Here is a 13,870-nt window from a genome sequence, read left to right as displayed (position 1 = left end):
GCTAAACACCATGTCAATGTTGGATGATGATTTAAATAAACTTGATGAAGAAAAAAATGGGGAAGGTTATCTCATTTTTACTTTAGGTGAAGAAGAATATGGCATTGAAATATTAAAAGTACAGGAAATCCGAGGTTACGAACAAGTGACTCGTATTGCCAATACACCAGACTTTATTAAAGGGGTGACCAATTTAAGAGGTGTGATTATCCCTATTATTGACCTGCGTGTGAAATTCTCTCATCAAAATGTCACTTATAACGATAATACCGTCGTTATTGTGGTGAATTTAAAAGATCGTGTTGTTGGAATTGTTGTTGATGGTGTTTCCGATGTATTGGTTTTAAACGAAGAACAAATTGCAGCTCCGCCTGATTTTGCGGTGACATTATCTACTAAGTACCTGACAGGGCTAGGTACAGTCGGTGAAAGAATGCTGATTTTAGTGGATATAGAAAAGCTTTTAACCAGTGATGAGATGGCACTGATTGACAACATGGCCGAGTAATAACTTGGCCTCAAATATTCTATCTACTATGGCTAAAGTTTTTAGCCTTATGACCGATATCCAAATTACAATAACATTATGTTAGTAAAACATCATGCATAGCCGAATTAAAATCGTATCAGGACTTTTGTCCGTCATTGTTATCTTTATTCTGTTGCAATTAATATCCAGCGGTTTGATGTTCAATAAACTTGGGGATAATAGTGACAGTATTAAATATTTGAATTCGCTCCAACGCCAAAGACAAGTATTAACCGAAAGTTGGGTTAATTTATTACAAGCTCGCTCTAATTTAAATCGCTCGGTCAATGCTTTTTTATTGGAAGGGCGTACCTACCAAGATGATGCTTCTGCCGAAGATTTAATTAAAGCGGCAGAGCGTAATTTCAAAGCCGCAGATGCTGCTTATCAGCGATATATCAACCTGATGGCAGAAACGAGCCATGATAAAACGAAATTTGAACAGCTTTTTTCCACCTATGAAACTTATCGGGACGCTCTGATCCAGCTAGGAAAATATGCTCAAAAAGGGCAGTTAGATGAATTCTATGCTCACCGTACATCTGGGTATCAAATTAAATTTGAAGAACAGTTTAATGCTTACTTTGCGGATATTTCGGAAGATTTCCAAAGTGAAGTGAAACGTGCAGAAGCAAATTATCGCGAATCACTTTATATGATTATTGTTTTATCAATCGTATTAGCACTGATTGGCTTCTTTAGTTATCGCTATGTACGCAAAGGCATCATTGAACCATTAAGAGCTTTAATTCAACGAATTACCACTTTTGCTGCGGGTGATTTAACCCCAAGTGTTGATACTAAAGCAACAAATGAAATTGGTGAATTAGCGCGTGGCGTAGAGCATATGCAAAAAGAGCTGATCAACACCGTACGCGGCGTTCGAGATGGTAGTGAGACTATTTATCAAGGCACCAGCGAAATTGCTGCGGGTAATAATGATCTCTCTGCACGCACTCAACAACAGGTGGCTTGTTTAGAAGAAACCGCGGCAAGTATGAGTGAGTTGACGGCGACGGTTAAGCAAAATACAGAATACGCTCACCAAGCAAGCGAATATGCAAGCCAAGCTTCAGCGATTGCGAAAGAGGGCGGGAAAGTGGTATCCAACGTGGTAAATACCATGCTGAATATTGCAGAAAGCTCGCAAAAAATCTCAGATATCACGGCTGTCATTGATAGTATTGCTTTCCAAACCAACATATTAGCCCTAAATGCGGCGGTTGAAGCTGCTCGCGCTGGGGAGCATGGTCGTGGGTTTGCAGTTGTTGCCGATGAAGTGCGTAATCTGGCACAACGTAGTGCAAATGCCGCCAAAGAGATCAAAGCACTCATCGAAGATTCTGTATCAAGAACGGATACAGGCGCGCGCCAAGCAGAAGATGCAGGTGAGACAATGACTAAAATTGTCGAGTCAGTGACCCGTGTTACCGACATCATGTCGCATATTGCGTTGGCCTCAGATGAACAAAGCAAAGGCATTTCACAAGTCAGCATTGCTGTTGAAGAGATGGATAAAGTCACACAGCAAAACGCGTCATTGGTTGAACAGTCAGCGGTTGCGGCAAATGTCTTGGAAGAACAAGTCGCAAAACTTGCTCAGTTAATCTCTATTTTCCGTTTGCCTGCAATGAAACAAAAAGAGTTACAAACAACTGAGCCTGCGGCAAGAACCATTTCAAATGTCGTGAAGACACCGGATCTAAATAAAATATCATCGAAAAATCATCAAGATGATGACAATTGGGAAACTTTCTAAAGACTCAGCTCAGCTTAGCGCTGCCAAGTTTTACACTTGGCAGCGTTTCTGTGCATCACTGCGATAGTGACTGTAACGCATGGAAATCTTGGCTGGCGTATGTGGGGATAAAATATGTTTGGTAAGAGTATACGGATTTCAGTCAGTTTATATCTGCTTCTCGTGATGTTTTGTGGGATGCAAATTGTGTCGAGCGCACTCTCATTAGGGATAGTGTCAAGTGAGCTCTCCTCTTTAGAGCGTATCGATCTTGGTTCGAAAAAACGTGATTTACTCGAAACAACTTATGAAGATTTGATGCAGGCTCGTAGCACATTGACTCAAATTGTCGTGCATATGAAAGTGGACTCGGATACCGCGAGTATTAATAACGCAAAAGCGGTTTTTGAGCAATTTTTACAACAAGCTGCTGACGACTACGAAAAATTTAAAGCTCAGCCATTATTGAGTGAACACGAAAACCTCGCGGTTATTGACGAAAAATATCAAGCGTTTCTAGCTATTTTAAAAGAGTTAAGAGCGTTAATTGATAAAAATGATATTCCTGGTTATGTCGCATTACCTGCACAACAACATCAAGAACAGATGGCCGCAGTTATCGACCAATACCTGAATTTATTGAATACCGATAGCCAAAACTCATTAGATTCCGCCAATTTTTATAACAAAGTGGCATGGTTCATGTTCTTTGCGGTGACTTTTATTATTTTAGCGGTTTCTGGCTTAGCCCATTTTTGGATGAAACGAAAACTCATTTATCCATTGATGAGCATGAGCGATCACTTTATGAAATTGGCGAAAGGTAAGTTGAACCAAGATATTCGAGTGACGACACGTGACGAAATTGGTGAGGTCTTTGAGCAACTAAAATTAATGCAAGAATCACTGGCGACCTCCGTCATTAATTTACGTACCAATACCGACCAAATGTATACCGGTATTCGTGAAATTGCGTTGGGTAATAATAATTTATCATCTCGCACCGAACAGCAAGCAGCGTCGCTAGAAGAAACAGCGGCTAGCATGGAGCAACTCACAGCGACGGTGAAACAAAACGCAGATAACGCACGTCAAGCCAGTGAGCTAGCAATATCAGCATCAAAAACAGCAACAAAAGGTGGTGATATTACCGTTGATGTTATTGATACCATGACGGAAATTTCACATAGCTCGCAAAAAATTAGCGCCATTATTAGCGTAATCGATGGCATTGCTTTCCAAACAAATATTTTGGCTTTAAACGCGGCAGTAGAAGCGGCAAGAGCCGGAGAGCAAGGTCGAGGCTTCTCCGTGGTGGCAGGGGAAGTACGCGCTTTAGCTCAGCGTAGCGCAGAAGCGGCAAAAGAGATCAAAACACTAATTGATGAATCTGTGGGTCGTGTTAATCAAGGATCTCAATTAGTTAATGAGGCCGGACAAACCATGAATGAATTAGTGGCGGCAGTTAATCAGGTCACCGAATTGATGGGCAATATCGCCTCTGCCTCTAATGAGCAAAGTCGTGGTATCGAACAGGTCGCAACCGCAGTGAGCCAAATGGATTTAGTGACGCAACAAAACGCTGCATTAGTGGAGCAATCTACAAGTGCAACGGCTGCCTTGGAAGATCAGGCAAATAACTTAGTCGATACAGTTGCCTTTTTTGAAGTGTCAGAAACAAAAGCCGCACAGGTTAGCTAGTTATTATTGTTAAGACTAAGCAGCCGATAACCGGCTGCTTCTGGGTTTTTATCAAATAGGACAAAGTACGATGCTTTTTGCACCACAAATAGAACCATTGACCGATGAAGAGTTTGGTCGGGTTTGCCGGTTTATTCATAAAAAATCAGGCATCGTTCTTACCATGAATAAAAAAAGCATGGTGTATAACAGGCTGCTAAAACGACTACGTGATTGTAACGTCAATAATTTTTCTGAATACCTACGTATGCTGGAGCGCGAGCCTTTACACCCAGAGTGGCAAGCATTTGTTAATGCGTTGACGACAAATTTAACCGCCTTCTTCCGAGAGCCTCATCATTTCGTGACATTGGCTGACTTTGTACGCTCTCGTAAAGGTAGCAATATCAATATTTGGTGTGCGGCCTCTTCTACCGGTGAAGAGCCTTACTCCATTGCGATGACATTAAGTGATGTGCTCGGTTCACAAGCGGTGAATGCCAAAGTTATTGCGAGTGATATTGATACGGAAGTGTTAAGTAAAGCAAAACAAGGTGTTTATCGTATCGAGGAGTTAAAAGCCCTCAGCGCGTTGCAACGTCAACGCTATTTTATGAAAGGCGTTGGCGACTTTGAAGGCTATGCGCGAGTGAAACAAACGCTTAGGCAGATGATTGAATTTCGTTATTTAAATCTCAGTGATAGCGATTGGCAGCTTCAACACCGTTTCGATGCAATCTTTTGTCGTAATGTCATGATCTATTTCGATAAAGACACGCAGATCAAATTATTAGAACGATTTGCACCGTTACTCAAACCGGATGGACTGTTATTTATCGGCCATTCAGAAAATCTATCTCAATTATCACAACGATTTGTAATTAAAGGACAAACCGTCTACAGCCTACAACCGGCGAGGAGGGGGTGATGAAAAAAATTAAAGTGCTTTGTGTCGATGACTCAGCACTAATGCGTCAAATCATGCGTGAAATCATTAACAGTCACTCCGATATGATGGTAGTTGACACAGCGCCTGATCCTTATGTAGCTCGTGACTTAATTAAACAACATGAACCCGATGTGTTAACGCTCGATGTTGAAATGCCACGTATGGATGGAATTGATTTTTTAGAGAAATTGATGCGTTTACACCCATTACCTGTCGTGATGGTATCAACATTAACTTCTAAAGGCTCAGAGGTCACATTAAAAGCGTTAGAGCTGGGCGCGGTTGATTTTGTTACCAAACCACAGATTGGTATTCGTGAAACGATGATGAGCTATCGAGATGTGATTGGTGAAAAAATTCGTGCTGCCGCCATGTCGAAAATAACACATCGAAACCGTTTTGCGCGCACAGAAAAAGCAACTCCAGAGCCAGCCAATATCGCTAAGCCATTATCTGCTTATGTTTGCCATAGCAGAGTGATTGCCGTGGGCGCTTCGACGGGAGGAACAGAAGCCATCCGTCAATTTTTAGAAATGTTGCCTCGCGAATGTCCGCCAGTCGTGATCACTCAGCACATGCCTGCGGGTTTTACGCGTTCGTTTGCAGAAAGGCTAAACAAGTTATGCTCATTGACGGTAAAAGAAGCGGAGCACAATGAGCCTTTGCAAAAGGGCTATGCCTATATTGCGCCGGGTGACTCTCACATGCTGGTGGTTGATAACGGGCGAGGGTATCAGATTCGTTTGCAACAAACCGAGCCGGTTAATCGCCATCGTCCTTCTGTCGATGTGTTATTTGATTCTGTTGCGAAATGTGTGGGGCGTAAATGTGTTGGCATTCTATTGACCGGAATGGGGATGGATGGGGCCAAAGGTATGCTCAACTTGCGCCAACAAGGTGCGGTGACTTACGCACAAAATGAAAGTAGTTGCGTGGTATTTGGCATGCCACGTGCCGCTATTGAGCTGGATGCCGTGGACGAAATTCAGGATATCGCCAAAATTGCCCCAAGCGTTTTGGCTCGACTTTCATCTGTTTCCGCTTAGCGGTTACAGAATTTACTATTGTATTTTTGAAGGAGTGGTTATGGCCGCTAAAGATCTCAGTTTTTTGGTTGTTGATGATTTTTCCACAATGAGACGTATTGTCCGTAACTTATTAAAAGAACTTGGTTTTAATAAAATAGAAGAAGCAGAAGATGGCGTTGATGCATTAGAAAAAATTCGTGCGGGCCATATCGATTTCGTCGTAGCAGATTGGAACATGCCAAACATGGATGGTTTAGAACTACTGAAAACGATCCGTGGCGACGAAGCGTTGAAGCACATTCCTGTTTTGATGGTAACGGCAGAAGCGAAAAAAGAAAATATCATTGCGGCGGCACAAGCGGGCGCGAGTGGTTATGTCGTGAAGCCATTTACCGCGGCTATATTGGAAGAGAAACTGAATAAAGTCTTTGAAAAAATGGGATTGCAATAAACGAACCTGTAAAAGGAGAGTGTGATGACAGAGCAAATAGTAACGACGAGCAATCCTACAGGTAATGAAGATTTAAAACAGGTCATTACGCGGATTGGCACCTTGATGAGAACGCTACGCGAAAGCATGCGTGAACTCGGTTTAGAAAAAAGTGTTCAGCAGGCGGTGGCTAGCATTCCTGATGGTAAAGATCGTTTACGTTATATCGCCCAAATGACGGCTCAAGCGGCAGAAAAAACCCTAAACGGTATTGATATAATCAAGCCACTTCAAGTAGAAATGCATGATGAGGCAATCAAACTACAACAGCAATGGGAAGGGGTGAATACGAATCAAATCACACCTGAACTCCATCAATCAACCCATGCTTTTTTGGGGCGTGTGATTAATGACAGCTGTACGACGAAAGCCGAGTTGCTTGAAATTATGATGGCTCAGGATTTTCAAGATTTAACTGGGCAAGTGATTAAAAAAATGATGGAAGTGGTTGAAGAGGCAGAAAAACAGCTGTTGGCACTGCTTATGGAAAATACGCCACCAGAGATGCGAGTGAAGCAACAAAATGACAGTTTGCTAAATGGCCCGCAAATTAACAAGGAAGGTGTCAATGTGATGGCATCACAATCACAAGTTGATGATTTATTAGACGAGCTAGGTTTTTAAATCTTTGTTGAAGTTCCCCCCTTGCCAAAAAGCAGGGGGTCAAGAGCGAATTGCAAATTAATCGGTGTAATCAGGCGATGATGCTCAGTCATGCTGATAGACATCAATGATTCTCCCCCCAAATGCTTTGGTAAATTGTTGAATAAACGCATCACTCATATCCCAGCTATGAAAGCTAAAACCAAGCTCGCCAAATGCCCAGGTTGGGTCATAATGCCAGTCGCCAATTGGTGCACGATAATCACAATTAACACATGACAAATCATGCGGATTACCTTCATACCATGCAGTTACAGCATCGCTCCAATCTTCACTTTGTTTGCTTTGTTCATTTTTACAAACAGGGCAGTAGATACCAAGACCATTTCCACCTGCATGAAATACGGTACGTTGAGTGGTAATGGTGAGATAGTTTTTTAATATATGTTCCGGTAACTGAGTGGGCACAATTTTGTCATCAATAATATAGAGGATAGGCTGCTTATACTCAGGGGTGGGGCGATATATCACCTCATCATCTTCTATGAGTTGGTAATCAGGGTCGATAATCCCTTGTTGCTTGAGCCAGTTAAGCATGCGTTCCGCTTCTTTTTCTGCATTCTCTGCTGAAACATCTGGGGCGACGAGATGACAACTATCCATATATTTATGACCTTTAAGCTAAAGAGTGGGTAGGTAGCTTACCCTTTGAAATTACCTAACAAAATAGGATTTAGTGTATTTATTTCTGACTCATTCTCAGGGAAAAATAACCTATCTTTTCCCCTACCGCCACCTCGGCGTGGTGTTATTACTAGGCGTTACGTAACGGTTCGCAAAACGGATGTCATCTTACTCAATTGGCAAATAACCCTTGTGAACTTCGTCTATTTTCTTGCATTGATTTTTTTACACTCTGTCATGCTATAGCACAAACTTCTAATCTGCTGACGAGCAAGGAAACGGCGTGTCCGACGAAAGTGATGTAGAAAAAACAGAAGAACCCACGCCCCATAAAAAACAGAAGGCGAAAGATGATGGGCAGATAGTTCGCTCAAAAGAACTCAGTTCACTCATGATGATGTTAGCAGGGGTCAGTCTCCTGTGGCTCAGTGGTGGGCATCTTGCTGATGAACTACGGCAAATTTTTCGTCAAGGTTTTATTTTCGATGGGCATTACATACAAAACACCTTGTTAATGGTGAGCTACTTTGGGCGCATGGTGGGCGAAGCATTATTTGCTTTATTACCTGTTATTGGTGGATTGGCGTTAGTTGGGATCTCTGCATCGTCGCTGGTTGGAGGGTTATTATTTAATAGCAAATTAATTAAATTTGATTTGAAAAAACTTAATCCTATCAGTGGATTAAAACGAATTTTTTCGATGAATGCGCTTTCTGAATTATTTAAAGCCATTTTGAAATCGCTCTTTGTTGGGCTAGGGGCAGCTATTTTTCTCTGGCAAAACTGGTCATCACTTTTGCATCTTGTGACTGAATCTCCCGTAACCGCTTTAGGGAATGCAATGCATAAAGTGATTTTTGCTGGATACCTAATCGTATTTTTGCTGATCCCAATGGTGGCATTTGATGTTTTTTATCAATTTCGTTCACATTTGAAGAAATTACGCATGAGTCGCCAAGAAATTAAAGATGAGTTTAAACAACAAGAAGGTGACCCTCAGATAAAAGCCAAAATCCGCCAACAGCAGCGTGCAATTGCGCGGAATCGTATGATGGCTGATGTACCTCAAGCGGATGTGATAGTGACGAACCCAACTCATTATGCGGTTGCACTGAAATATGATGATAAACGTATGGGAGCACCGAAAGTGCTCGCTAAAGGCGCAGGCGTGATAGCTCAACGCATTAAAGAAATTGGCCAAGAACATCGAATTTTACAATTAGAAGCTCCCCCATTAGCGCGTGCACTGTATCGCCATGCCGAAATCGGGCAAAGCATTCCTGTAGCGCTATATGCTGCGGTGGCAGAAGTTTTAGCATGGGTTTACCAGCTACGTCGCTGGCGGCGTGAGGGTGGATTAAAACCAAGAAAACCGAAAAATTTACCAGTGCCACCGGCGCTGGATTTTGCTGGAGAAAACAATCGCGATGGCTAATTTGGCTGCATTATTAAAATTGCCTAAAAACTTACAGGGAACGCAATGGCAAATTCTTGCTGGGCCTGTTCTCATCTTGCTGATCTTGTCGATGATGGTACTGCCATTACCGGCTTTTATCTTAGATTTACTGTTTACCTTTAATATCGCTTTATCGATCATGGTGCTATTAGTGGCAATGTTCACTAAGCGTACCCTTGATTTTGCAGCCTTCCCAACCATTTTGCTGTTTGCCACACTATTACGTCTATCACTAAATATTGCGTCAACGCGCATTATTCTGCTGGAGGGGCATACTGGGCCTGATGCGGCTGGGCGTGTTGTTGAAGCCTTTGGTCACTTTTTGGTGGGGGGAAACTTTGCCATAGGGATAGTGGTTTTCATCATTTTAGTGTTAATTAACTTTATGGTGATCACCAAAGGTGCGGGGCGTATTGCCGAAGTAGGCGCACGCTTTGTCCTTGATGGTATGCCAGGTAAACAGATGGCAATTGATGCGGACTTAAATGCTGGCATTATCAATGATGATGAAGCCAAAAAGCGCCGTGCTGAAGTGACCCAAGAAGCTGATTTTTATGGCTCAATGGATGGTGCAAGTAAATTTGTGCGTGGGGATGCCATCGCGGGGATCATGATTATGGTGATCAACGTTGTCGGTGGGCTAATTATTGGTGTTGGTCAACATAATATGACATTGGGCGATGCCACGAGTGCATATACTTTGCTAACGATTGGTGATGGCTTAGTCGCTCAGATCCCAGCTTTGATTATCTCAACGGCGGCAGGGGTGATTGTGACCAGAGTCGCAACCGATGAAGATGTCGGTGAGCAGATGGTCACTCAGCTATTTAATAACCCACGGGTGATGTGGCTAAGTGCCGGTGTGTTGGGGTTAATCGGTTTAATCCCAGGTATGCCAAACTTTGTATTTTTACTGTTTACTGCCGCATTAGCAGGGCTAGGCTGGTATTTGGTTCGCAAAGCTAAACAGCCAGAAAGTCAGACAGATGATGGGCAAATGAAACAGTTCCAAGAGGCAAATAAGGTCGTTGAAGCCACTTGGGATGATGTTCAGCTTGAAGATTTACTTGCCATGGAGGTGGGCTATCGCTTAATTCCACTGGTAGATAATGACCAACAAGGTGAATTACTTGGACGAATTCGTGGCTTACGCAAGAAATTTGCGCAAGAGGTAGGTTACTTGCCACCTGTAGTGCATATTTGTGACAACTTAGAGTTAGCGCCTTGTGAATATCGTATCCTTATTAAAGGTGCGGTTGTCGGACATGGTGAGGCGCAACCAGGAAGAAGCTTGGCGATTGACCCAGGTAATGCCGCAGGTACGCTACCCGGAGATGCAACCAAAGAGCCTGCCTTTGGCCTACCTGCCGTTTGGATTGATGATGATTTGCGTGAACAAGCGCAAATCCAAGGGTATACCGTGGTTTCAGCAAGCACTGCCGTTGCTACGCACTTTAATCAGATCTTGCTACAAAACTCGAGCACATTGTTTGGTCGCCAAGAAGCACAAATGCTTTATGACCGAGTGAAGAAAGAGATGCCGAAGCTGGCTGATGATTTAATACCGGATACCATTTCTTTGACCACATTGCATCGGGTATTACAGAATCTATTAATGGAAGATGTTGTGATCCGTGATATGCGCACAATCATCGAAACACTTGCAGAAATGGCGGGTGAAAATGGTGAGCAAAAAGATACGGATTATCTAACATCACAGGTACGTATCGCATTAGGGCGGGCAATCACTCAGCAATGGTTCGGCAATGCGGATGAAATACAAGTCATTGGTCTAGATGCGGGGCTTGAGCAGATTTTATTACAAGCGGCCAAAAATGGTGGTGGCTTAGAGCCAAACCTTGCGCAATTTATTCAGACGCAAGCCGAAGAGGCCGTGAAGCACCAAGAGGCGATGGGCGCACCGACGGTATTATTGGTCAATCATGGACTACGTTTGATCTTATCTCGCTTTTTACGCAGAAGCTTGCCTGAACTGGTGGTAATGTCGAATCTTGAGCTAAACGATCGCCGGAAAATTCGCATGACATCGATGATCAGTGGTAACTAAGTTGCTGAGTATAGGAATGAGGTTTTATCGCTTTTGTCGTAAGAAGCGCTTTTTATCATGCATAAGCAAAGCGTCAACGCATTCCTGATACGGATATCAAAGCAGTTGTTATACAACTGCTTTGATGCATAAGAGAGCGGGTTATCTTTTTTAACTTAACGTTTTGGGCGATTTAATAGCGTAGTGGAAGCATGAAACGCTTAATTCACACTTTTCTGTGGTTATTACGTTATTTTGCTTAAAATTGCAGAAGTAACAGTTAAAGTCTCGCCTTATGGGCGATGCCGTAAGAAGCGCTTTTTATCATGCACAAGCAAAGCGTTAACGCATTCCTGATACGGATATCAAAGCAGTTGTTATACAACTGCTTTGATGCATAAGAGAGCGGGTTATCTTTTTTAACTTACTGTTTTGAGCGCTTTAATAGCGTAGTGGAGGCATGAAACGCTTAATTCACACTTTTCTGTGGTTATTGCGCTTTTTGTCTTAAAATGACAGGAATAAAAATCAGAGCCTCATCTTGTTTGAGTGCTAAATTGCCTTGGTAATAAAACTACGCTAGCACTTCATTAAGGTTACAAAAGGCAGGCTGATATTGGATAGCGCTAGCTAATCATTTCGTATAACGGTCACCTATGTTCACTTAATGCGATAGTGGATATAGGTGACCACTTTTCTTTTATAGACATAAAAATGGCGTGATTTATTTAGTCGAAAAACAAGAGAAGATAAAGAGTATATTCAATATGGCTTACAAGCACATGACTGCACGTTACCGAACAGAACGGTGATCTTGTTTATCACCGTCGCCTAAATAGAAATTTTCTTACCTAATACTGGACGCTTTTCTTCTAAACCGTCTGCACCATAAGTGGATTGGTTATTATGTTTTTTGACAAAAGCAAGACGCTGGTTATTCAGTTCAATATGTAACTGCAACATTTGGTGGTTACGGTAATTTAACTCTTTTAATGTTGTTGTCAGCGCTTTGATTTCACCCCACAGGCTATGAAGCGCAGGGTTTTCATCGTAGGGCGCCACAATTCCCATTTCTTGCTCAAGGCGTAGACGATGTGTTTCACCATGTCCAATAGCGGCAACCAAATAACGCTTTTGCTCGGTGGCTTCTTGAAACGGTGATGGGGGAACACGATGGTAGCCTAACAGTAACTCCTCATTTTTCATCACTATTTGCAGTGATTGTAAATGAGTGAGCTGTTGTTCTAGCAACGTCAACAAATCATCATTCATATTCATTGTCTTACTTCATTGATAGCATGAATTCATGGGCATCACGTAAAATACCGTCGGCAACTTTCTCGGTATTCATTTGCAATGTACCATCTTTAATGGCCTGTTTAATTCGTTCAACTTTTTCACTGTTGATATCACTGGCTTGAGGTTGCAATAACTTCTTTTTTAGTTCACTTGGTGAAAAAGTACTTTCTTTAACGGATTCAGCCGCTGATACTTTTTTCTCACGAAGGGGTGCCGTGGGATCCTGTGGGTCACGGTTTGTCACTTGCGTTAGCGCTGAAATTGCAGATGTTTGCTCGATAGCCATAGTGTTTTTCCTGTTCCAGTATTTTTATAAATGGAATATCGGCGTTAATTACCAATTCTTTAATCTAATGCTTATCTTTAAGACTATTCTAATGCTTGAGAATGATAATGATACCCTTTGATATGAGTAGGCGCATAATATCGATTATCTTATTGAGTCTCAATCAAAATTCGCTACTTTAGCGCTACCCGCACACTGCCATTTTCTAAGGCTTCTCCATTAACAACCTGACCGTTGATTAATCGAACACGCGTGTTTTCCCCGGTGGCGGCATTGTTGATGGCTCGTCCTTCATATTTAACCGAAAAATTATGGCCATTTGCAAAGACATAAACGTTTTGTCCTGCTTTAACGGCCCAAGGTCGACGCATCATAGATTGTGTCAATGTTTGACCTGCATTGATATCACGCAATGCGATGCTGCCGCGTATTGTCACTTTATCGGTGGCAGCCCCTGTAGGTAGCTTATGGAGTAACCCCTTTTGGGTGCCAATATCGACAAATTCAATTTTTTCCCCACGAGCGATATTACGTGTTGCCACATAATACTGTCCGGTGACATTAACGGTTAACTGAATAAACTGTTTTTTCTTACCGCATTGCACTGGTAATGAAACATTTCCCATATTACGACTACCGACAGGAGGAAGAATTTGGGGCTTTTCACAACTAGGCCAACGTTCTATAGGTGTTTTTATCTCAATAGAGACTTGATTCGGCTTGGTGTGTATTTTACGAAAATAGTTATTAATGTCTTGCGGTAAAGAGGCTTGCGCTGTTGTCGTTAGTAAAATTAACGAGCCAAATAGCGTTGTATGAAAACCATTCATTGAGTTGCCTCCTCATCAAAACATACTTTTCTAATTGCTCGCAGTTTACGCATCTCATCAATAATGAATGGGCCAAATAGGTCAATAATTTTGCCTTTATCTTGCCATTAGATTTTTTGTTATACGGCTAATATAAGCGCGTCGAATTTTAAATTTCAGCGTTTTCTGCATTGCTATTCTTTGAAAATTACAGTTAGCGAATGGCGTGACGCATTGGTGCTTATTTTATCGTGATAACGATAAGAGAGAGA

General features: G+C 42.2%; 13 protein-coding genes. 9 read left to right on the top strand and 4 right to left on the bottom strand.

The window, feature by feature from the left end; all coding sequences use genetic code 11:
- The first annotated feature begins 10 nt into the window (after positions 1-10).
- The 7 genes from cheW (at position 11) to I3B46_RS13900 (ending at position 7,038) form a co-directional block, all read left to right on the top strand.
- Complete coding sequence (cheW, locus tag I3B46_RS13930; RefSeq protein ID WP_014658051.1) at positions 11-508, top strand: chemotaxis protein CheW; 498 nt, start codon at positions 11-13, stop codon at positions 506-508.
- 94 nt (positions 509-602) lie between these two features.
- Positions 603-2,288, top strand: a complete 1,686-nt coding sequence (locus I3B46_RS13925; RefSeq protein WP_014658052.1) for a methyl-accepting chemotaxis protein — start codon at positions 603-605, stop codon at positions 2,286-2,288.
- 114 nt (positions 2,289-2,402) lie between these two features.
- Complete coding sequence (locus tag I3B46_RS13920) at positions 2,403-3,968, top strand: methyl-accepting chemotaxis protein (RefSeq protein WP_004918577.1); 1,566 nt, start codon at positions 2,403-2,405, stop codon at positions 3,966-3,968.
- A gap of 70 nt (positions 3,969-4,038) precedes the next feature.
- Complete coding sequence (locus I3B46_RS13915) at positions 4,039-4,875, top strand: CheR family methyltransferase (RefSeq protein WP_104873390.1); 837 nt, start codon at positions 4,039-4,041, stop codon at positions 4,873-4,875.
- A complete protein-coding gene (locus tag I3B46_RS13910; RefSeq protein WP_014658053.1) occupies positions 4,875-5,942 on the top strand; it encodes a protein-glutamate methylesterase/protein-glutamine glutaminase in 1,068 nt (355 codons plus the stop codon). Before I3B46_RS13915 ends, I3B46_RS13910 begins: the two co-directional genes overlap by 1 nt.
- A gap of 40 nt (positions 5,943-5,982) precedes the next feature.
- A complete protein-coding gene (gene cheY, locus I3B46_RS13905) occupies positions 5,983-6,375 on the top strand; it encodes a chemotaxis response regulator CheY (RefSeq protein ID WP_004918582.1) in 393 nt (130 codons plus the stop codon).
- Positions 6,376-6,399: 24 nt separating this feature from the next.
- Entirely contained in the window at positions 6,400-7,038 is a 639-nt protein-coding gene (locus I3B46_RS13900) for a protein phosphatase CheZ (protein WP_004918584.1), read from the top strand.
- Between the two features lie 84 nt (positions 7,039-7,122).
- Here I3B46_RS13900 and I3B46_RS13895 read toward each other — a convergent pair whose 3' ends face one another.
- On the bottom strand, positions 7,123-7,680 hold the full coding sequence (locus tag I3B46_RS13895; RefSeq protein WP_102781066.1) for a hypothetical protein: 558 nt from the start codon (positions 7,678-7,680) through the stop codon (positions 7,123-7,125).
- Between the two features lie 304 nt (positions 7,681-7,984).
- Here I3B46_RS13895 and flhB point away from each other — a divergent pair, with 304 nt between their 5' ends.
- Both flhB and flhA read left to right on the top strand, forming a co-directional pair.
- Entirely contained in the window at positions 7,985-9,136 is a 1,152-nt protein-coding gene (flhB, locus tag I3B46_RS13890; RefSeq protein ID WP_004918591.1) for a flagellar biosynthesis protein FlhB, read from the top strand.
- Positions 9,129-11,225 carry a flagellar biosynthesis protein FlhA gene (flhA, locus tag I3B46_RS13885; RefSeq protein ID WP_014658057.1) on the top strand — a complete coding sequence of 699 codons (2,097 nt, stop codon included), beginning with the start codon at positions 9,129-9,131 and terminating at the stop codon, positions 11,223-11,225. The genes flhB and flhA overlap by 8 nt, the downstream gene beginning before the upstream one ends.
- 810 nt (positions 11,226-12,035) lie before the next feature.
- Here flhA and I3B46_RS13880 read toward each other — a convergent pair.
- The 3 genes from I3B46_RS13880 to flgA all read right to left on the bottom strand — a co-directional run bounded on the left by I3B46_RS13880 (position 12,036) and on the right by flgA (position 13,619).
- On the bottom strand, positions 12,036-12,476 hold the full coding sequence (locus tag I3B46_RS13880) for a flagella synthesis protein FlgN (RefSeq protein WP_169342339.1): 441 nt from the start codon (positions 12,474-12,476) through the stop codon (positions 12,036-12,038).
- Between the two features lie 10 nt (positions 12,477-12,486).
- Positions 12,487-12,789 carry a flagellar biosynthesis anti-sigma factor FlgM gene (gene flgM, locus I3B46_RS13875; RefSeq protein ID WP_036943741.1) on the bottom strand — a complete coding sequence of 101 codons (303 nt, stop codon included), beginning with the start codon at positions 12,787-12,789 and terminating at the stop codon, positions 12,487-12,489.
- A 173-nt stretch (positions 12,790-12,962) separates the two neighbouring features.
- A complete protein-coding gene (gene flgA, locus I3B46_RS13870) occupies positions 12,963-13,619 on the bottom strand; it encodes a flagellar basal body P-ring formation chaperone FlgA (RefSeq protein WP_104873391.1) in 657 nt (218 codons plus the stop codon).
- Positions 13,620-13,870: the final 251 nt, after the last annotated feature.

Source organism: Providencia sp. 2.29 (assembly GCF_015832305.1).
Classification (GTDB): domain Bacteria; phylum Pseudomonadota; class Gammaproteobacteria; order Enterobacterales; family Enterobacteriaceae; genus Providencia; species Providencia stuartii.
The sequence above is the reverse complement of the archived record's forward strand: the minus strand, read 5'-3'. Positions and strand labels throughout refer to the sequence as shown.

What these genes read in the sequence shown, in the direction of transcription:
- I3B46_RS13925 (WP_014658052.1), top strand. Translation starts at nt 603, where the DNA reads ATGCATAGCCGAATTAAAATCGTATCAGGACTTTTGTCCGTCATTGTT.
- flgM (WP_036943741.1), bottom strand. Translation starts at nt 12,789, where the DNA reads ATGGCTATCGAGCAAACATCTGCAATTTCAGCGCTAACGCAAGTGACA.
- I3B46_RS13910 (WP_014658053.1), top strand. Translation starts at nt 4,875, where the DNA reads ATGAAAAAAATTAAAGTGCTTTGTGTCGATGACTCAGCACTAATGCGT.
- flgA (WP_104873391.1), bottom strand. Translation starts at nt 13,619, where the DNA reads ATGAATGGTTTTCATACAACGCTATTTGGCTCGTTAATTTTACTAACG.
- I3B46_RS13895 (WP_102781066.1), bottom strand. Translation starts at nt 7,680, where the DNA reads ATGGATAGTTGTCATCTCGTCGCCCCAGATGTTTCAGCAGAGAATGCA.
- cheW (WP_014658051.1), top strand. Translation starts at nt 11, where the DNA reads ATGTCAATGTTGGATGATGATTTAAATAAACTTGATGAAGAAAAAAAT.
- I3B46_RS13880 (WP_169342339.1), bottom strand. Translation starts at nt 12,476, where the DNA reads ATGAATGATGATTTGTTGACGTTGCTAGAACAACAGCTCACTCATTTA.
- I3B46_RS13900 (WP_004918584.1), top strand. Translation starts at nt 6,400, where the DNA reads ATGACAGAGCAAATAGTAACGACGAGCAATCCTACAGGTAATGAAGAT.
- I3B46_RS13915 (WP_104873390.1), top strand. Translation starts at nt 4,039, where the DNA reads ATGCTTTTTGCACCACAAATAGAACCATTGACCGATGAAGAGTTTGGT.
- I3B46_RS13920 (WP_004918577.1), top strand. Translation starts at nt 2,403, where the DNA reads ATGTTTGGTAAGAGTATACGGATTTCAGTCAGTTTATATCTGCTTCTC.
- cheY (WP_004918582.1), top strand. Translation starts at nt 5,983, where the DNA reads ATGGCCGCTAAAGATCTCAGTTTTTTGGTTGTTGATGATTTTTCCACA.
- flhA (WP_014658057.1), top strand. Translation starts at nt 9,129, where the DNA reads ATGGCTAATTTGGCTGCATTATTAAAATTGCCTAAAAACTTACAGGGA.